Annotated in this window: 14 protein-coding genes; 4 read left to right on the top strand and 10 right to left on the bottom strand. The window is 57.6% G+C overall.

Annotated features, from left to right (window positions below; all coding sequences use genetic code 11):
• Positions 1 to 13: 13 nt before the first annotated feature.
• The 5 genes from ACQCLF_RS10620 to ACQCLF_RS10600 all read right to left on the bottom strand — a co-directional run bounded on the left by ACQCLF_RS10620 (position 14) and on the right by ACQCLF_RS10600 (position 8,524).
• The gene (locus ACQCLF_RS10620; protein WP_426987039.1) at positions 14 to 2,365 is read right to left on the bottom strand and encodes a TonB-dependent receptor; all 2,352 of its coding nucleotides are present in this window, start codon (positions 2,363 to 2,365) and stop codon (positions 14 to 16) included.
• Between the two features lie 164 nt (positions 2,366 to 2,529).
• A complete protein-coding gene (locus ACQCLF_RS10615; RefSeq protein ID WP_426987037.1) occupies positions 2,530 to 3,879 on the bottom strand; it encodes a glycoside hydrolase 5 family protein in 1,350 nt (449 codons plus the stop codon).
• Between the two features lie 75 nt (positions 3,880 to 3,954).
• Positions 3,955 to 5,172: an AGE family epimerase/isomerase gene (locus ACQCLF_RS10610; protein ID WP_426987035.1), complete on the bottom strand. Its 1,218-nt coding sequence runs from the start codon at positions 5,170 to 5,172 to the stop codon at positions 3,955 to 3,957.
• Positions 5,172 to 6,353: a 4-O-beta-d-mannosyl-d-glucose phosphorylase Mgp130 gene (mgp130, locus tag ACQCLF_RS10605; RefSeq protein ID WP_426987033.1), complete on the bottom strand. Its 1,182-nt coding sequence runs from the start codon at positions 6,351 to 6,353 to the stop codon at positions 5,172 to 5,174. The genes ACQCLF_RS10610 and mgp130 overlap by 1 nt, the downstream gene beginning before the upstream one ends.
• A gap of 299 nt (positions 6,354 to 6,652) precedes the next feature.
• Positions 6,653 to 8,524 carry a sodium:solute symporter family protein gene (locus tag ACQCLF_RS10600; RefSeq protein WP_426987031.1) on the bottom strand — a complete coding sequence of 624 codons (1,872 nt, stop codon included), beginning with the start codon at positions 8,522 to 8,524 and terminating at the stop codon, positions 6,653 to 6,655.
• A 392-nt stretch (positions 8,525 to 8,916) separates the two neighbouring features.
• On the opposite strand from ACQCLF_RS10600, the gene ACQCLF_RS10595 reads away from it, so the two are divergent.
• On the top strand, positions 8,917 to 9,939 hold the full coding sequence (locus ACQCLF_RS10595; RefSeq protein ID WP_426987029.1) for a LacI family DNA-binding transcriptional regulator: 1,023 nt from the start codon (positions 8,917 to 8,919) through the stop codon (positions 9,937 to 9,939).
• Between the two features lie 25 nt (positions 9,940 to 9,964).
• On the opposite strand, the gene ACQCLF_RS10590 is transcribed toward ACQCLF_RS10595, so the two are convergent.
• From ACQCLF_RS10590 to yrfG, 4 genes are all read right to left on the bottom strand, one after another.
• Positions 9,965 to 11,110: an AGE family epimerase/isomerase gene (locus ACQCLF_RS10590; RefSeq protein ID WP_426987027.1), complete on the bottom strand. Its 1,146-nt coding sequence runs from the start codon at positions 11,108 to 11,110 to the stop codon at positions 9,965 to 9,967.
• 675 nt (positions 11,111 to 11,785) lie between these two features.
• Positions 11,786 to 12,661: an Hsp33 family molecular chaperone HslO gene (gene hslO, locus ACQCLF_RS10585; protein ID WP_426987025.1), complete on the bottom strand. Its 876-nt coding sequence runs from the start codon at positions 12,659 to 12,661 to the stop codon at positions 11,786 to 11,788.
• A gap of 85 nt (positions 12,662 to 12,746) precedes the next feature.
• A complete protein-coding gene (locus ACQCLF_RS10580; RefSeq protein ID WP_426987083.1) occupies positions 12,747 to 13,139 on the bottom strand; it encodes an RNA-binding S4 domain-containing protein in 393 nt (130 codons plus the stop codon).
• A gap of 12 nt (positions 13,140 to 13,151) precedes the next feature.
• The gene (yrfG, locus tag ACQCLF_RS10575) at positions 13,152 to 13,802 is read right to left on the bottom strand and encodes a GMP/IMP nucleotidase (protein WP_426987024.1); all 651 of its coding nucleotides are present in this window, start codon (positions 13,800 to 13,802) and stop codon (positions 13,152 to 13,154) included.
• A 39-nt stretch (positions 13,803 to 13,841) separates the two neighbouring features.
• On the opposite strand from yrfG, the gene nudE reads away from it, so the two are divergent.
• Positions 13,842 to 14,390 carry an ADP compounds hydrolase NudE gene (gene nudE, locus ACQCLF_RS10570; RefSeq protein WP_426987022.1) on the top strand — a complete coding sequence of 183 codons (549 nt, stop codon included), beginning with the start codon at positions 13,842 to 13,844 and terminating at the stop codon, positions 14,388 to 14,390.
• Between the two features lie 189 nt (positions 14,391 to 14,579).
• Positions 14,580 to 14,801, top strand: coding sequence for a hypothetical protein (locus tag ACQCLF_RS10565; RefSeq protein WP_426987020.1), 222 nt, complete (start codon positions 14,580 to 14,582; stop codon positions 14,799 to 14,801).
• 29 nt (positions 14,802 to 14,830) lie between these two features.
• On the opposite strand, the gene ACQCLF_RS10560 is transcribed toward ACQCLF_RS10565, so the two are convergent.
• Positions 14,831 to 16,033 carry a YbfB/YjiJ family MFS transporter gene (locus tag ACQCLF_RS10560; protein WP_426987018.1) on the bottom strand — a complete coding sequence of 401 codons (1,203 nt, stop codon included), beginning with the start codon at positions 16,031 to 16,033 and terminating at the stop codon, positions 14,831 to 14,833.
• A gap of 246 nt (positions 16,034 to 16,279) precedes the next feature.
• Between ACQCLF_RS10560 and ACQCLF_RS10555 the strand changes: the two genes are divergently transcribed.
• Positions 16,280 to 17,449, top strand: coding sequence for a helix-turn-helix domain-containing protein (locus tag ACQCLF_RS10555; protein WP_426987016.1), 1,170 nt, complete (start codon positions 16,280 to 16,282; stop codon positions 17,447 to 17,449).
• The last annotated feature ends 147 nt before the right edge of the window (positions 17,450 to 17,596 follow it).

Below are 17,596 nucleotides of genomic sequence, written 5' to 3'. Positions count from 1 at the left end.
CCGAAGCGCGTTATCAGAAGCGCGAGCGCAAACCCACCGCCACAGAGCGGGCAGGCATCGGCGCCTTGTCTTTCAGGAAGGAGGTGTGCGGCCGTGCTTCTTCATCCAGAAGGTTGTTGGCCTGCAGGTAGAGCGTCATAGTCTGCATACCAAAAGAGAGGTCATAGCTGACCTGAGCATCGACCAGGGTGTAACCCCGGGTGACCGCCTCGCGTTCCGCTACGCGGTCTTGCTCGAAGTAGTGCATGCCACCGAGTTCTGCCCGCCAGTCGTTCCACTGGTACTCCAATTGCGCACCGGCGCGCAGCGCCGGAATACGCGGCATGGGCTCGCCGCCGCGCAAGGTCGCACGGGTGTAATCACTCATCAGGGTCAGTTTCCAGGGGGCGGCTACCTGCCACACCCACTGCGCCTCCAGACCATAGAGGCGAGCATCCCGGGCGGTGTAGTGGTAAACCGGCAGCGTGGCGGTGTCTTCCTCGGCGTGATCGTGCGCCTCGCCTTCATGATCGTGGTCGTGCACATGATTGTCTTCGGCTTCAAAGGGCGTAGCGGCCAAGTAGTAGAAGTTCTCCATCTCGTTATAGAACGCGTTCAGCGTGTAGCCGATATTGCCGTTGAACTTGCGCAGCGTCAGGTCCAGGTTGTTGGACTTTTCCAGCTCGACGGTGGCGTCGCTGATGTGTGTGTGGAAATCACCGGCGCCCTCATCGTGCAACTCGAACAGGGCACCCACTTCGTAACTGCTGGTGCCGATATGCGGACCAAAGGAATACAACTCGGCGGCCGAAGGCGCACGCTGCGCATGGGAGAGCGAGGCGCCCATGTTGTAACCCGGCGTGAAGTCCCAGACCACCCCGGCCGAGGCACTGAACGGCTCGAACACTTGCTCCACGGAATAGACGGCCAGGAGCCCACTGTCATCACCGGTCGGGTAAGTGACCTGATCAGCACTCAGTTCGACGCGCTCGACCCGGGCGCCCAGTTGCATTTGCAGGGGGCCGAAGTGACGCTCTTCCATCCAGCCCAGCGCGAGACTTTCAGTGGTGGAGGGCGGTGCAAAGGCTTCGTTTCCCTGCGCTTCAAAATCCTGCTTTTTGTATTGCAGACTCCAGGCACCACGCCAGGACATAAAAGGCTGGTGGAACAGTTCGAAACGTGCCTCGTGGCTGGTGTTGGCAAAGGTCGTCAGGGCCTCGCCATTTTCCATTTCCGAGTGGGTGTAATCGGTATAGCCCAGGCGGGTATTGAACGCACTGAACCAGGAGTTATCCAGGCTCAGCTCACTGATCAGTTGTACCCGGTCCTGCTCCAGGTCCGCGTATACATCGAGGTCTTCGACATCGTGCCCGCCATGGGTATGGCCGGGAATGCCGTAGGTGCGCTCCAGCCGCCCCACGGAAATGCCGACAAAACCATTGTCCAGCAAGTAGCTGCCCCCGAGGTTGCCTCCCTTTGCCCGGTAGGCGGAATTGTTCAAGCGGGTGCTGCCGCCCTCCTCGCCGCGATTGGCCGGCACCGGGATGCGGTAGTCGTTGGATTCACGCCAAAAGCCGTCAATGTGGGTGGCCCAGTTGCCGACGCCGCCCGTCACGCTGCCGCTGGCCATTTTTTCGTCGGCCACATTGTCATGACGCAGGTGCCACTGGCCATTGAGGGCGTTGTCTTTAGGCACGCGCTGGTCAACGATATTGACTACCCCGCCAATGGCACCGCTGCCGTAGAACAACGTCGCCGGGCCGCGCAACACTTCAATCTGCTCGGCGGTGGACGCTTCGGTGGTGACCAGATGGTCCGGTCCCACTCGTGAGGCATCGCCGGCATCCAGGCCGTTCTGGGTAATCAGGACACGCGGCCCGTCAAGCCCGCGAATAATCGGACTGCTGGCGACCGGGCCGTAGTAATTGGTGTGAACCCCCACTTCGTGCTTGAGCGTTTCCCCCAGGGTAGAGGATTGCCGCCGCGCCAGGCTTTCCCCACCGAGCACATTCACCGGCTGGGCGGACTCCAGCGTCGAGACATGCCAGGGAAGGGCAACGACTTCAATCACTTCAAGATGGGTAGGGGTCAGTTCGACCGTCACCGGCTCTCCGTTGAGCGCCACGTGTACCTGCCGATGCACATAGCGAGGCGCGGCAATATGAAGCTCTACTTCGTCGCCGCGCAACGCGTCCAGCTCAAAGCGCCCCTCAGCATCGGTGGTGACCGACCGCTGACTGCCCACTCGCTCCACCAGGGCACCCGCTACGGGCTGACCCTGCGGGTCCAGCACCTCGCCACTGAGCGAGGCCGCCAAAACGGCCGGGGACGCCATTCCGATCAACAGACCACTCAGGGCTGCCAGGGAAAACTGTTTGAACTGCACACGAACCTCCTAGAACTTCACACCTGCCAAAGAATGTTATGGTATAACATAACTTTTATAATGCAAAGCCGAAGCGGCTCAAATACAAAAAAGCCGCAGTGAATCACACTGCGGCAAGCCATTAGGAGGTGGTAACCATCAACGGGGCGCACCCGTTCGATTTTTCACTGCAAGCTATGCATTTTCTCTGCATGGCCGCGAATAACAGACAGGGTGGAATCATCGGTATCAAACACCGAATTCAGACCCTGGGCTTCCTGGGGTGGGTCGCCGGTAAAGTCGTCTCCCTCCAGCCACTTGAAGTTTTCCTGAGCGGCACGGCCGTACCCGCCCCAGGCCCAGAAGTTGGTACCGGCAATGGCGCTGCCTTCGGCGGCATGTTCGTAGACCTGCTCGAAGACCTCGGCATAGATGCGATCCCGGTATTGCGTCGTCGTGCCCGGCTCGAATTCCCCTTCGTCGCGCTCGGCTCCGAACTCGGACAGCACGATGGGCTTATTCATGGTGTTGGCCATACTCACGTGCAGGTCAATGTAATCCGTGGCGGTGGCCATGGCGGAATCGTAGGTGGCATCCGGGTTGTGGATGTCGAACCAGCCCCAGTTTTTCAGCCACATATGGAACGTGAGGTAATCCACATACGGGCTCGCGTGCGCCTCGCGAAACAGTTCGATGTCATCCAGAGCACCACGTGCGCCTTCGCTGCCGGTGCTGACCAACTGGTAGGGGGCGAGGGAATGAATGTATTTGGCCGTCTCGTGAATCCAGGTTTTGTAGGCATCGAAGTGCTCAGGGCCGTGGATGTGACTGCCGGGGCGCGGCTCGTTGGCCAGCTGCCAGGACATCACGGTGGGGTCTTCGTTGTAGCGGCGGCCATTGATGGTATTGGTGCGCGTCACAACGGTTTTAATCGCATCGCGATACCAGCGCTGCGCCTCCGGCAGCCGGTAAAAGCGGGCGGAGTTATCCATGAACTCGTTCCATTTTCCGGTAAGGTCCGGGTCCACCACCGGATCGCCGGTCAACCAAGAAACGTATTGGGACATCCCTCCGGACCACTGCCAGAAATTATTGAAGTACAACACAGCTTTCATATCCCGCTTGGCCATCTCGGCCAATAGAAAGTCGAGGCCTTTGAGAAGGTTCTCGTTGTACTGGCCCGGCTGTTCCATCACGGCCGGTTGCACGCTTTGCGTGAGTTCGCTGTTTTCCGAAAGGGCGAGCATGCGCAGGTTGGTCACACCGTTGGCCTTCAGCAGATCCAGTTCGCGGATCAGGCGTTCACGGTTGCCTTCCTCTCCCACCGATCCCAGATAGGCGCCGTACCAAACGTTCGTACCGACAAAGTAGTAAGGCTCGCCCTTCAACATGAAGTGCCTGCCCTCCACCTTAACGAAATCATTTTGCGCCACACCTTCCGGCAACCCGGAAGTCGCACAGGCACCCAGGAAAGTGGACACCATCAGCAATAACATCGCAGGACGGTACACTCGCGTCAGCCAATGCAATTTCATAAACACACTCTCTCCATCGTTCGTTGGTTTTATTGGATCGTATTGTTTTGGGCTGTAGTGTTATTGGGCATCGTCTCAATGAGTCGATACCAGTTTTTGCATTTCCAGCATGGCGCGACCATTGTGGTAAGGCCCTTTCCACGGCCCCAGTTTGTAGGCCGGGGCATTGCTTTGGTCGTCGAGTTTGGACAACCACAGCCACTCACCGTTATCCGCCAGATGATAATCTTTAATAAACTGCCACAGCCCGGCCGCCGCTTGTGCATAGCGCTCTTCACCGCACAGGCAATAGGCTTTGTAAAAGCCCACCATGGCTTCGGCCTGCACCCACCACACGCGATCACGATTCACGCTCTGGTCATGAAATTCATAGCCATCGTACATTTCACCGTGCTCGCCCATGGCTTCCCGTAAACAGACATCGGCGATACCCAGAATACTCGGCATTAACCGTTGTGTTACGCCCGGTTCGTTCAACGATTCCACCGCTTTCGCCAACAGCCAGCTGGTTTCAATATCATGGCCATACGTATAGGACGGAGAGTGGTCACGCCAGTCGTAATCCATGAACATCCGCAGGTGAAAATTGTCTTTGTTAATGATCTGGCGATCAAAACAGTCGATGGCGTAACGCAACGCGTCCGCCACTTCCGTCGAGGCATCCACCTTGTACAACGTACTGTAGGCTTCCAGCACATGCAGGTGCGTATTCATGCTTTTCGGACAGTTAAGATCTTTGTCACTCAGGCGTACATCGTCCATGCTTTCCCAGCAACGGGTGAAGGCCTCAAGATAACCACCTTTTGCCCGATCCCGACCGTACTGCTCCAGCAGCGAAAACGCCTTCTGTGCTTCCTGCAACGCCCGGGCGTCACCGCTCAACTGGTGGTAAGAGACCAGGGCGTAGATGGCGAACGCCTGGGCGTAAATCTGCTTCTTGGTATCCTTCGGATGCCCTTCGCAGTCCAGCAGCCAGTACACGCCACCGTGCTCCGGATCGAGAAAATAATCGAGCAGGTACTGATAAGCGCGATCCGCCGCTTCGCGATAAGCCGCTTGCGGTACGGCAAGAGCCAGCTCGCTAAAAAACCACAGAACGCGGGTATTCAGCACCACCCCTTTATCCGCTGAGGCATTTGGGGCGTTGTCGATACCGACTTCCCCATAAAAACCACCTCGCTCATGATCCTGGGCATACGTCAGCCACCAGTCGGCGATGCGCAGCAGCTCTGCATGAAATTCGCTGTTGAGTTCGCTCAACGGGGTGCGGATATCCAGTGCTTCCAATGACATTACTTCAACTCGTCCAATACCTTGAGGTTGGCTTCGATCAAACGGTTGCGCACCTGCACCGAGGCGGCCGAGCGCAAACCGTCTTCCGGGGTATTCATGACATAGTCCACGAGTTTATCCACGGTGGACGTCGCCACGTGCAAGCGTGTATCAGACGACGCGTAGTAAATAAATACCTCGTTCTGTTCATTGACAATCCAGCCATTGGCAAACGCCACATTGGAAACATCGCCCACACGCTCGGCACCCGTTGGCGCGATGAAATGACCGGCCGGACGGTGGGTAATTACCCAGGGACGTTCCAGTTCGGTCATGAACATATACAACACGTAGCGCAAACCCGCCGCGGTGTTGCGTACACCGTGAGCCAGGTGCAACCAGCCCTTATCGGTTTTGATCGGCGCTGGACCCTGGCCGTTTTTAACTTCTTTGATCGTATGGTACTCCTTGCCATCAACGATCACTTCTTCTTTGATCTCGGCGTTTTCCATTGACTCCGACAAGCCCCAACCAATACCGCCGCCGCTGCCAACACTGATAAAACCATCTTGCGGACGGGTGTACAGTGCGTACTTGCCGTTCACAAACTCGGGGTGCAGTACCACATTGCGCTGCTGGCCGGAGTAAGTCACCAAATCCGGCAGGCGCTCCCAGTTCACTAGATCTTTGGTGCGGGCGATTCCGCACTGGGCTTCGGCAGCGGACAAATCTTCCGGACGGCTTTCGTCTTTGCGTTCGGTGCAGAACAAGCCGTAAATGTAGCCATCTTCATGACGGGTCAACCGCATGTCGTACACATTCGTATCCGGGCAATCGGTTTCCGGCAATACGATGGGGTAGTCCCAGAAACGGAAGTTGTCCACGCCATTCGGACTCTCGGCGATGGCGAAAAATGACTTCCGGTCATCCCCTTCCACGCGCACGGCGAGCATATATTTACCCTCGTGATAAAGCGCGCCGGCATTGAAAGTGGCGTTAATGCCCTGCCGCTCCATCAAGTACGGGTTGGTGGACTCATTCAGGTCATAGCGCCAGAACACCGGCGCATGGGCGGCGGTCAGAATCGGGTGTTGCCAGCGCTGATAGACACCATTACCGCGAGGCTCTGGAACGTTTTTGCGGGTAAGAAGCGTCTCGTGGTCGCGCAACAGCGCGTTCACTGCGTCGTTAAATTCACTCATGAACAATGGGTCCTGACAATTGGACCGGACATCGGCCGTACGTCCGATAATGATCCGGTTTTTAATACACGTTGTGTTCAATGTTATTCGCCTAACCCCAGGTTGATGCACTGGGAGGCATTGTTTGTGCCGTCTATTGTGCTGTCTATCCAAACACCCTGGAGAGGGCGAGGCCACGTCTTGAATCGGGCACTACCCGGAGGAGACAATGGCCGTAATGTAATCGGTTACAGCGCCGGATGCAACCTTATTTTCAAAATAAAAATATACAGGCCCCGCCTGGGACGGGGCCGCTGGTCTCACTGCTTGGATACGATGCTGGCTTCGGCTTCGCGAACCATTTCCGCTGGCATATCGTCGGGGTAGTCTTCCAGCTTGACCCACCAGTTACGCCACAAAAACAGACTGGTCAGCACCACTACCAGCATTGCACCGGCAAACTCCCACCAGTACTGAATCACCATGAAGATGGGTGCCGCAACCAAAGCCGTTTGCCACACCACACCGACCACCACGTTCACCGTATCGCGCCAGAAGTGCGGGTTGGCCTTCACGTCCGGATACTCTTCTTGGACGGCGCGCCGCACCGGCCCCCAGAAACCCCAGGGGCGCACTTTTACATAAAAGCGCTTCAGCACTTCCATATCGTCCGGCTTGGTGAGCAACGAGGCCACCACACACACCACCAGGCAAGCCAGCAACATAAACGGGAAAGCGTGCAGCGGATTGATATCGGTAAACACCAACGGCAGCGCAATGCCAATACCGATGACCATACCCCAGAAGTAACCGAAACCATTGAACCGCCACCAGTACCACTTAAGCACATTGGAAGCGGTGTAGGCACCGAAAAGCGCACTGACGATCCATTGAATGACGTCGTTCAACGTCGGGATAAACAGCCCGATGCATACACCAATGACTACGAAAACCACCGACACAATGTAGCTTAAGTAAACGTAGGTTTTCGGGTCGGCATTGTCGTTGATGTAGCGCTTGTAAATATCGTTAACCACATAGGCCGGCGCGGCATTAGTGGTGGCCGCGAAGGTCGACATAAACGCCGCCAGCAACCCGGCAATCAATAGCCCCAGCAAACCGGTGGGTACGTAGTGCTTCATGGCCATCGGCAGAATTTGCTCAAAGTCGACCGCATCGCCCATCGCCCGCAGGTCGTCCATAAAGAAGGCCAGCGCGAGCACGGTGAGACCGGCGATCAGCATATAGCGCGGAAAAATCAGCACGACATTCACAAACCAACTGACTTTGGCTGCCTCAATCGGAGACTGGGCGGACAGCACCCGCTGCATATCGTAATTCGGCGCCGGCCCCGCCAAGCTCACCAAAATACCCTTGAGCAGCATCAACATAAAGAAAATGCCAAACAGCTCGTAGCCATCGGCACTGATTTTGGCATTCGCAGCCTCGAGCTGCGCGGACCAGTCAATATCCAGACTCCAGTGCAGACCGACGCTGGTCCAGCCATCGGGGATAATGGCACTAAGTACCTCGGGGGAAACCTGCTGCATGGCAATAATGCCAACGGCCACACAAGCAATGGTCATAATGAAAAATTGCAGCACTTCGGTGAAGACCACGCTGAACATCCCGCCCTTCACCACGTACACCGTGGTAATGGCCGTAATAATCAGGCCGTAAAACACTTCGTTCCAATAGGGGTCCGAGTGCAGCTCCCAGGGCAGGAACACCGTGGCGAACTTGCCGATGCCGATAAACCCGTAAGCCAGAAAGCTCATGACGCTGATCAACGCAAAGACCACCACCACCATGTGGGACAGTCGCGCTCCCAGACCATCCCCGAACCGGAAGTTGATCCACTCGGCCCCGGTCATCACTCCCGAACGCCGCAACCAGATGGAGAGAAACACCATCATGAACACCTGGTTGAAGACCGGCCAGAGCCAGGGGATATAAATACTGGTCAGGCCGTAGATAAACAGCAGATACACCAACCACATGGTGCCGCTGATATCGAACATGCCGGAGGCGTTGGATATACCCAGAGTCCAATAGGGCAGTTTGTTGCCCCCCAGAAAGTAGCTGCGGATATTGCTGGAGGCCCGTTTTGAGATCCAGAATCCGATAAACAGCGTCGCCAGCACATAAAGCGCGATAATGGCGATGTCCAAAGCGGCCAGGTTGAGTTGCATGCTTGAGTCCCGGTTATTATGAGGGCGTCCCGTAGCGAGAGACCGAATTCCACTCGGACCGAATCATTCCGACCCGGCGCGAGCCCGACTGGTTGTGGAGCCTGCCGGATTAGCGGTAGGCAGGCACCCAGGGCCGGTGGGCATATTTATGATTGTGTCCGATGATTGTGCCCGGCGGCCAGCCGCCAGAAATCATGCCATGCCCAGCCAAGGTGTTCAACAAGACTATAAGTCTGGCACAATACCCGTCCCTCCGGCGCGATTGGGCGGCAGTTTACTCCGCATTGTAATCGGTTACAAGCTGTTGGGGTAGCCAGTATGGCGCCGATATAGTAAATTTTGCGCTGAACTCGCAATAACATGGTGGATTCAACCACCCGGAATCACTGCCTATGTCCAGTATTCGAGATGTCGCCCGCGAAGCGGGCGTGTCTGTCGCGACCGTTTCCCGGGCGCTCAGCAACCCTGAAAAAGTGTCCGAAGAGAGCATGGCCAAAGTTCATCGGGCCATTGATAAGGTCGGTTACCGGCCCAACATGCTGGCCCGGAATTTTCGCTCTGCGCGTTCTTATGCCATTGTGGTTCTGGTGCCCGATATTGCCAACCCTTTTTACTCGCTGGTCATCCGCGCTATCGAGGACCGGGCGCAACAAAAAGGCTATGCCGTGCTTCTGGGGGATACCCGCGGCACGCCAGAGCGCGAGCTGGAGTACATCCGCCGGGTAGAAACCCGCTTGGCAGACGGCCTTCTGCAATTGCGCCCGCACTCCGAAAAAGCCCACAACGTCATCCCGCCGGATATTGCCACCGTCAACGCCTGTGGCTGCGAATACACCACTGGCCCCTCGGTTCGAATCGATAACCGGGGCGCCGCCAAGACCATGGCCAATTACCTGATCTCGCTGGGGCACCGCCGCATCGGCGTCATTTCCGGCCTGAAGGATAACCCCCACGCCGTCGACCGCATGAAAGGCTTCAAGGAATGCCTCGCCGAGCACGGAATACCGTTTGATCCGGAACTGGTGGCCGAGGGCGATTTCACCATGTGGTCGGGCCTGAACAGCGCGTTTCAGTTTTGCCACATGAAGGAACGGCCCACCGCTATCTTCTGTATGAACGACGAAATGGCCATCGGCGCGATCCAGACCCTGAAGTCCCAGGGCATTCGTGTGCCGGAGGATATTTCCGTGACCGGCTTCGATGATATCGCCTACGCCAAATACTGCGACCCGAGCCTGACGACCATGTCCCAGCCCGCCGAGGAGATGGGGAAGATGGCGATGGATATGCTGCTGAAGGTGATCGAAGGCGAGCCACTTTCTCAAACCGAGTGTGTGTTACCCACCGAGTTTATTATTCGCAAAAGCACCGCACCGGTGCCCAACCACTCGCCCAAAGCGGTGCCTGCCTCGTGACCGACACGAGACAGGCCGCTGTTCATTAACCGTGGCGTCGACGCACGTAATCCGACACTTCCGCCGTTAGCACCACCAGGTGATACAGAGTGCTCGCGGGGGCTTTGTCGATCAGAACCTCATCGTCCGCTCCCCGCTGATCCACATACGCCCCCGGCGTCTGGGCGGTCAGATAGTAAGTAAAAAGCGTATCAATGGCCTCCACCGCACGAGCTTCTGCCTGAGCGTCGCCTTCGCGCGCTCGCACCAGACTCGCCTTGATGAACTCTGTCAGCCCCCAGCAGCGCTTGGTGTATTTGAGCGGTGTGCCATCAAGGCGCACCTCGTCCCACACCAGCCCGGAGGCCACCTGGCCAATGTCCATCGCCTTGCGGTATAGCGCTTCGGTGTAGCGAGTGACCGACTGGCCGGTCAGGCGACGATACCAGTCCAGCAGCCACACCCACTCAAACATGTGACCTGGCTCAATGGGTGCCTCGTTCGGAGCGTGCTTCAGCGTCCAGTCGTCTTCGAAAAATTCAAACAGCACTTCCCGTTCAGGATCAAAATAGCGACTCTGGAACAGGGCGAACAGCTCACCCGCCCGGGCCAGCCATTTGGCGTCACCCGTGGCTTCGTGCAAGCTCATCATGGCCTCGAACAAATGCATATGGGGGTTCTGACGGCGCTGGGTGTACGCGTAATCCCCCTCGGTCCAACCGCCATACACCGAGCCGAACCGGTGGTCGAGATGGGCCATTAACGCCTCGGCCCCTTTCAGGAATGAGTCATCCCCGAAAGCGCGATAACACCAGGAATAGGCCAACAGAAAGAACGCATGGTCGTAGAGATCCTGGCGAGTATCAATCACCTCAAAGGCCGGATTCATCAGGTGAGTAAAACCGCCACCGGCCGAAGGATGCGCAGCACGCTCGGTAACAAATGCCATGAGTTGCCGGGCCATGGCTTCGCCATGGCACCACTGACGGGCCGTGCCAAATGCAAAGGAGAATGCCTGCCGGGCCAGGACCCGCACCCGAATATTGGCCTGCTCGTCCACCGAACCGTCTGCATTGAGCGCCTCCCAATGCCCACCTTCCGGACTCAACCCTCTTTCCTGCCAGAGCGGCAGAGCCTCTTCAGTCATCCAGCGCTCCAGGCGCCCGGCGGCTTCCACAATCGTGCTCTTCATAACAACGCTATCCACTCTTGTACTCACCTTCGAATCTCAGACGGGAAACCGAGCAGTTTACCCGGTGCCCGTTTTTACAGCACCCGCTTCTTACAAACAAAGCGCCCCGGCTGCCGAAACAGCCGGGGCGAAAGGGTACAACAGCTTGGGTAAAAGCTCACTGAGCGCCGCCTCTATCCGAGAGGCGCGCGCAGCGGAGAGGAGGAGCCAGATGTAACCGGTAAACTTTCGAAAACCAGCTGTTCACGCCTCAACCTGACGCGCATATTGCAACATTTTGTAACCGGTTTCAACATTTAACGTCACCTCTGACACCGCGAGCGGCACTCAACCCGCCCGATTGGGATCCTAATACGGCCGGGAGGCCGCGCCCTATCGGCAATAGCGGGCGAGACAACACAAGAAAAGGGGATGATCAACCGCGCTGCTCGCGGACATAAAAAACCGGGCTGCAAAGGCAGCCCGGCAAAACATGGAGAGAACAAACGATACAACCAAAACAACGTCTACCAAGACACATAGCGCTGACCAACAGTGACGCCTTTCGGCGCGCTCCAACCGAGGCCTTGAAAGGGGAGAGGCCCCGGACACCATCGTCCTCGCTTATGGTATTTATGATCATAAGACAGCATTTTGATATTGTCAAGGTGACAATAAAAGGCCGCCTGACGCCTCCTAGTGAAGCGCTTGCCCGCCAGTCATGGCGTCGATATCGGCGGCATTGAAGGCGTAATGCTGATTGCAGAACTGACAGTCAATCCCAATTTTCCCGCCTTGCTCCTGCAACAGCGCCAACAACTCCTCCCGCCCCAGGGACAACAGGGCGTTGGCACTTCGCTCCCGGGAGCAGCCGCAGGCAAAGCGCAGCGGCGCCGGATCGAACAGTCTCAGCCGGTATTCATTGAACAGCCGATACAGCAGTTCGGCGTGCGACAGTGCCAATAGCTCCTCCGGGGTTACTGTACCCGCCAGAGTGCCGAGCGTTTCCCAGTGCTCCGCATTGGCGTCCGCATCCGCGTGGCGCGGCGTAGGAAGCGCCTGCAACATTAACCCGGTACAGGCCCGCCCATCGCTGGCGAACCACAGCCGGGTTTTCAATTGCTCAGACTGGAAAAAGTAATGCTCCAGGCAATGCGCCAGGCTGTCGCTGTCCATTGGCACCACGCCCTGATAGCGCTCGCCCTTTTCCGGCTCGATGGTAATCGCCATTACGCCCTTGCCCAGCAACTCCCCCACACCGCGCCCCTGGGGCCGGTCATTGGGGTTCGCCAGGCGCACAATCCCGCGCAGGTCCTGGTGGTGATTGCACTCCGCCATCACCATGCTCACCGGCCCATCCCCCTGCGCCTGAAGACTGATCAGGCCATTGAATTTCAAGGTGGTCGACAGCAAAGAGGCGGCCGCGAGACACTCTCCAAGCAGTTCGCGCACGCCCCCTGGATAGGGGTTGTTGTTCATCACTTCCTGATAACTGTCGCCCAGGGTCACTATCTCGCCCCGCACGTCACATTCATCGAACAAGAAGCGGTGCAGTACATCGTTTTCGGACATGGGATCTCGCTGTGGTGGTTGAGTCACTAATGATGTAGAAAGCCTAGAATGATGTAGAAGGCCTGGCAGCCCCGCTCGGCCTTCGTCATGAGTCCTGCTGCTGCCGTTGGAAACGGTGAATCTGGCGACGCTCTTTCTTGTTGGGCCGATGATCGCTGATTAACTGCCCCGCCAGCCCACCGGCTTTGCGCTGCGCCGCTCGCTCCTCCCGTTTCACCAGGCTTTCGGCGGTTTCCTCGTAAAGCGCCTGCGCTTGCGGCGCGCCACGACGCTGATCGGACAGGGCTTTCACGACCACCGTTTTGTCGTCATAACCCTGGCGAATCGTGAGTGTCAGACCGGTCGTGATGTCTTTGCTGGCCTTGACCCGCTGCCCCTCACATTGCACTTTTCCACCTTCAATCGCCTGTTTGGCGAGGTTGCGGGTCTTGAAAAAACGGGCGGCCCAGAGCCACTTGTCGATACGGACTTTTTCCAGCGTCGTGCTCATCTATGACGGTGTAATCTCATCAAAATGGTGAATGGCCGGGTATTCGTCAATCCACCGCTCCACCTGACTGTCCGGCTGGTGGATACACAGCAGATGGCGGATGCCATAGCGCGCGGCCGCTTCAAGCACTCGCGGCGTATCGTCCACGAACAGCGTGCGTTCGGGGTCGAAAGGCTCGCGCTCATTGAGCCGTTCCCAGAACGCCTGGGACTCTTTCGGCTCGCTCAACTCATGGGAGGAAATGATACCATCGAGCCAGCGATCAATGGCGGTTTCTTCCAGCTTGAGGGACAGGCTCAACGGGTGGGCGTTGGTCACCAGCAATCGACGCTTGCCCTGCGCCTGCAAGCGGTCCAGAAAGGTTTCCACATGGGGACGAATCTGGATCTTGTAGCGGATTTCCTCTTTTAGAGCGCGGATGTCCACACTGAGTGAGCGCGACCAGTACTCCAGGCAATACCACTCCAGTGTCCCCTGCCGGGCGTCAATCTGCGCCAGCAACGCCTCACGAGCCGCTGCCTGATCCAGTGCATGAATCTCGGCGTAACGCCTGGGGAGATGGTCGAGCCAAAAATAGGTGTCGAAATGGAGGTCCAGCAGGGTACCATCCATATCCAGAAGTACGGTATCGATCGCTTGCCAGTTGATCATTGCCGGGAACAGCCTTTACCACGGAGTTCAATGCCCAGTATGCCCAGAAAGCCCGAGATATTAAAGCAGCACACCGTGGCTCGCAGTCGACTGTTCCGCACCGATGAACTGCTGTTGCGCTTCAGCAACGGCGAGGAGCGTGTGTACGAAAAACTCTGCGCCGGTGGCCCCGGTGCGGTGCTGATGGTGCCGGTCTTGGATGACGGGCGCGTCGTGATGATTCGCGAGTACGCGGCCGGCATTCACGATTACCACCTCGGCCTGCCCAAAGGCGCCGTGGATCGGGGGGAAACCCTGCTGGAAGCCGCCGATCGCGAACTGAAAGAGGAAATTGGTTACGGCGCCCGGGATCTGCAACTGCTCAAACATATACACCTGTCGCCGGCCTACATGGAGCACGGCATTCACGTGGTGCTGGCCCGAGGGTTATACCCCGAGCGGCTGGAAGGCGACGAGCCCGAACCTATCGAAGTGGTTCCCATGGATTTTGACGACCTGCTGAGCCTGACCGCCATGGACGAGGTGTGCGAAGGCCGCACCATCGCCGCGCTTTTTTACGCGCGGGCCTGGCTGGAGCGGCACGGTTGAGGTCTTATAACCCACCGCGGTCATGACGGTCTTTAGCCCCGCTTCCTGGTAACCAAACAGTCTAAAAATCCATGAAGAAACCGGATAAAAGTGAACTATCCTAAGCGGGAGTCCACCAAGTAAGCGGGCGCTCCCAAGATAGCGACCACTTAAGCCACCCCAGGTAAGCCATTACGCAAGGAGATCGTTATGAGCCGCACCACGTTTATTCCCGGCAATCACGTTGACACCAACTTCGAGAAAACCGGCCCGTTGAGAGAGAAGCTGCTCGGGGAAATCACCCGCTTCGAGCGCCAGCTGAACGCCCTGAAAGGCAGTGAACAGCCGGTGGACTTCGGCATGATGCAAACCTACAAGGAGCTTATTCACTCCCGCCGGGAAATGCTGGACCAACTGCCACCTGCGTTTTGACCTCAGTCAAACTTACCGTTGAAGAAGGCTTACCGCTTCAGAAGGCTCGCCGCCTCCACGGCCAATGCACCGACCAGGGCGCCGCTGCTACAGGCAAACAGTAGCCAGTAATTGTTCCCGGACGCCGTAAACAAAAACGAATAGCCATACCCCGCCAACGCCTGGAGCAGCGCAAACGTCGCCGTGGCCCGGCTCCAGGCCGCTGCTTGGGCTCCGTGGTCTCCCGGCAATAAATCGTGCACACGATTCAGCACCAGAGGCACCATACCCGGCGGAAAGGTGCCAAGCACCACGCTGACCACCGCCACCCACCAGAGAGAATGCGTCAACAGCAACGTTCCCAGCATCAGCGCCTGAACGGCCACCAGCCAGCGCAAGGCGCGTCCGGTGCCGAGCTTATCGCCCAGCTGGCCATACAGCATCGGACCCAGTAGGGCACCCCCACCGTATAACACCCAGAACATTGAGCCGATGTGGACCCCCTGCCCAAGCCCCCGGGCCACAAAGTCCGCGAGAAACATCATGGCGGGCACGAGCCCCACCGCCATCAGGCCGTACTGGATATAAAGCACGGTTAACGCTTTTCCGGGCTTGGCCGGTATCGCCGTGACCGGCGGGGGAGAGGCCGGTAGCCCGCCCTCGCGAGGCCACCCGGACCAGCTCAGCCCCACCAGTGCCAGCGCCACTGCACCCAGCCCCAACCACGTGGCTTGCAGCCCCCAGTGCAACAACAACGGCACCAGCGTACCGGAGCCGGCAATGCCCAGGCCCAGGCCAAGAAAGATCGCTCCGCTGGCCAGGCCACGACGTCGGGGCGGAATATGCGGCATTAGCGTAGCGGCTACCAGAATCATAATGATCCCACCGGTCACCCCGGAAAGCAGGCGCCACAAGAAAAACCAGCTGTTCGACAGCGGAAAGGCGCACGCAAAAAACGAAAGTGCCGTGAGCAACATCGTCACTTTGAGTACCCGCACCGGCCCAAAGCGTCGCCCCACAGCCCGGGCCAGCACTGCGCCCAGCAAATACCCGCCCAGGTTGGCCGCACTCAGATAAACCACCTGATCTGCCGCAAACCACCCTTCGTCAATCAGCGGCGTCAGGAGGGGAGTGTAGGCAAATCGCGCCAGACCAATTCCCACCAGACTGGCGCACAGACCGGCCAGAACGGCAGCCCAGGGCATCGCTCGCAGAGCGGGATTTCCATGGGAAGGAGACATAGAGGGAGACATAACCGGCGTTCCTCAAACTGCACAAAAAGAGGGGGTGACAGGCTCAGCGCAACCGACGTATCCCTGTTCCCTGCACGCCATCGCCGCGGCATTGTAATGCATCCCAGGTAATGCAAGCCATTTAGCGCAAAACATGTACGGCGGGAGCATGCACCGTCGGAGATTGTCATTGACGCTGTTGCTTTGCCGGGAAATAATAAGCGCTCGAGCCGATCACTCCCGATAACAAGGCCCGCACACTGTCCAATGCTGAGCTTCTACAAAAAAGCCGCCCTGTTGACGGCCGGGTTGATTATCCTGAGCCTCGCGGCCGCCTACCTGGCGTTTGACCGAACCTTCCTGGAACTGCCCCTGCTCCCCCAGGATGAAAGTGGGCTGCCGTGGCACGCACTGACCGAAACGGATAATCACTTTGAAGGTCAGTCCACCATCAAATTACTGGATGAACGTTTCAGCCTGGATGTGGAAATGAACGTGTCCGATGTCGTTGAAACACCTTATGCGTCAGTTTCCCTGCTGTTCCACGACGAAAACGGCGAACGGCGCCTGGTGGACCTGACCCGCTTCAGCGGCATGACCTTCAACGTCAAGTGCAGCCCGGCCAACATCCTCAACTTTACCCTTTACACCGTCGACGACACCATTACCAAGCCGGACGAGTATGTCACCTACCGCGGGCCTATCACCTTTTTTTCCTGTGATGATCAGTGGCGTCGCATTTCTCTGGACCTGACCCGCCTGGAAGTACCGCGGTGGTGGATTGACATGTTCGACCTCAAGATTTCCATGCGGGATTATCGGCGGGATCAGGTGCCCCGGCTACTGTTTGCCTCCTCCTACCAGAGCCCGATGAACCAGCCCACACGCATCCAGATCACCAGCCTGCAATTGACCGGACGGGACTGGCGCTATGTGTACCTGCTGGTAGGGACTTTGCTGCTGATGTGGGGGCTGGCTGGCATCTGGCTCTTCCGCCAGCACACGCGGGCGCTCATCCACGACCTGCGGGACAAGATACAACAGGACAGGCCCCTGGTTGCCTACCAGCAGATCTCCGTGGAGCCACGCCGGGATAAAGACAAAGGGACAATTCTCCACTACATGGCCACCGAGTACGCCAACCCGGAATTAACGCTGGATACCATGGTCAGCGCCGTGGGCATCAGCCGCACCAAGATCAACGACATTTTAAAAGCCGAACTGGGGTTTACCTTCTCCGGCTACTTGAACAAAATCCGTTTGACCGAAGCGGCCCGCCTGCTGGTGGAAGTCAGCGGGACCAATGTCGCCGAAATTGCGTACTCGGTCGGGTATAAGAATGTCTCCTATTTCAACAAGCTGTTTAAGGACGAATACGGCTGCACCCCCAAGGCTTTTAAAGGAATCTATGACAAAGCGTCGCTTCATAGCAAGTAAGCACTAACGCACCCCTGAGGCCGATGAAAGGGCTTTGGAAGTGCTCTCCCACGCTTCAACTTTTTACAAAAAAACTAACAGTTTTCGTCAACCACAAAGCTTTTTTAGAAAAGCGATAACACGCAGGCCCCGATTTGCATAATCTGG

The organism is Marinimicrobium sp. ARAG 43.8 (assembly GCF_050113635.1).
Taxonomy (GTDB): domain Bacteria; phylum Pseudomonadota; class Gammaproteobacteria; order Pseudomonadales; family Cellvibrionaceae; genus Marinimicrobium.
The sequence above is the reverse complement of the archived record's forward strand: the minus strand, read 5'-3'. Positions and strand labels throughout refer to the sequence as shown.

Bases quoted from the DNA above. Each gene is read 5' to 3' on its own strand.
- ACQCLF_RS10565 (WP_426987020.1), top strand. From the start codon at position 14,580: ATGAGCCGCACCACGTTTATTCCCGGCAATCACGTTGACACCAACTTC.
- ACQCLF_RS10600 (WP_426987031.1), bottom strand. From the start codon at position 8,524: ATGCAACTCAACCTGGCCGCTTTGGACATCGCCATTATCGCGCTTTAT.
- yrfG (WP_426987024.1), bottom strand. From the start codon at position 13,802: ATGATCAACTGGCAAGCGATCGATACCGTACTTCTGGATATGGATGGT.
- ACQCLF_RS10610 (WP_426987035.1), bottom strand. From the start codon at position 5,172: ATGTCATTGGAAGCACTGGATATCCGCACCCCGTTGAGCGAACTCAAC.
- ACQCLF_RS10595 (WP_426987029.1), top strand. From the start codon at position 8,917: ATGTCCAGTATTCGAGATGTCGCCCGCGAAGCGGGCGTGTCTGTCGCG.
- ACQCLF_RS10560 (WP_426987018.1), bottom strand. From the start codon at position 16,033: ATGTCTCCCTCTATGTCTCCTTCCCATGGAAATCCCGCTCTGCGAGCG.
- ACQCLF_RS10555 (WP_426987016.1), top strand. From the start codon at position 16,280: ATGCTGAGCTTCTACAAAAAAGCCGCCCTGTTGACGGCCGGGTTGATT.
- hslO (WP_426987025.1), bottom strand. From the start codon at position 12,661: ATGTCCGAAAACGATGTACTGCACCGCTTCTTGTTCGATGAATGTGAC.
- ACQCLF_RS10590 (WP_426987027.1), bottom strand. From the start codon at position 11,110: ATGAAGAGCACGATTGTGGAAGCCGCCGGGCGCCTGGAGCGCTGGATG.
- ACQCLF_RS10615 (WP_426987037.1), bottom strand. From the start codon at position 3,879: ATGAAATTGCATTGGCTGACGCGAGTGTACCGTCCTGCGATGTTATTG.
- mgp130 (WP_426987033.1), bottom strand. From the start codon at position 6,353: ATGAGTGAATTTAACGACGCAGTGAACGCGCTGTTGCGCGACCACGAG.
- nudE (WP_426987022.1), top strand. From the start codon at position 13,842: ATGCCCAGAAAGCCCGAGATATTAAAGCAGCACACCGTGGCTCGCAGT.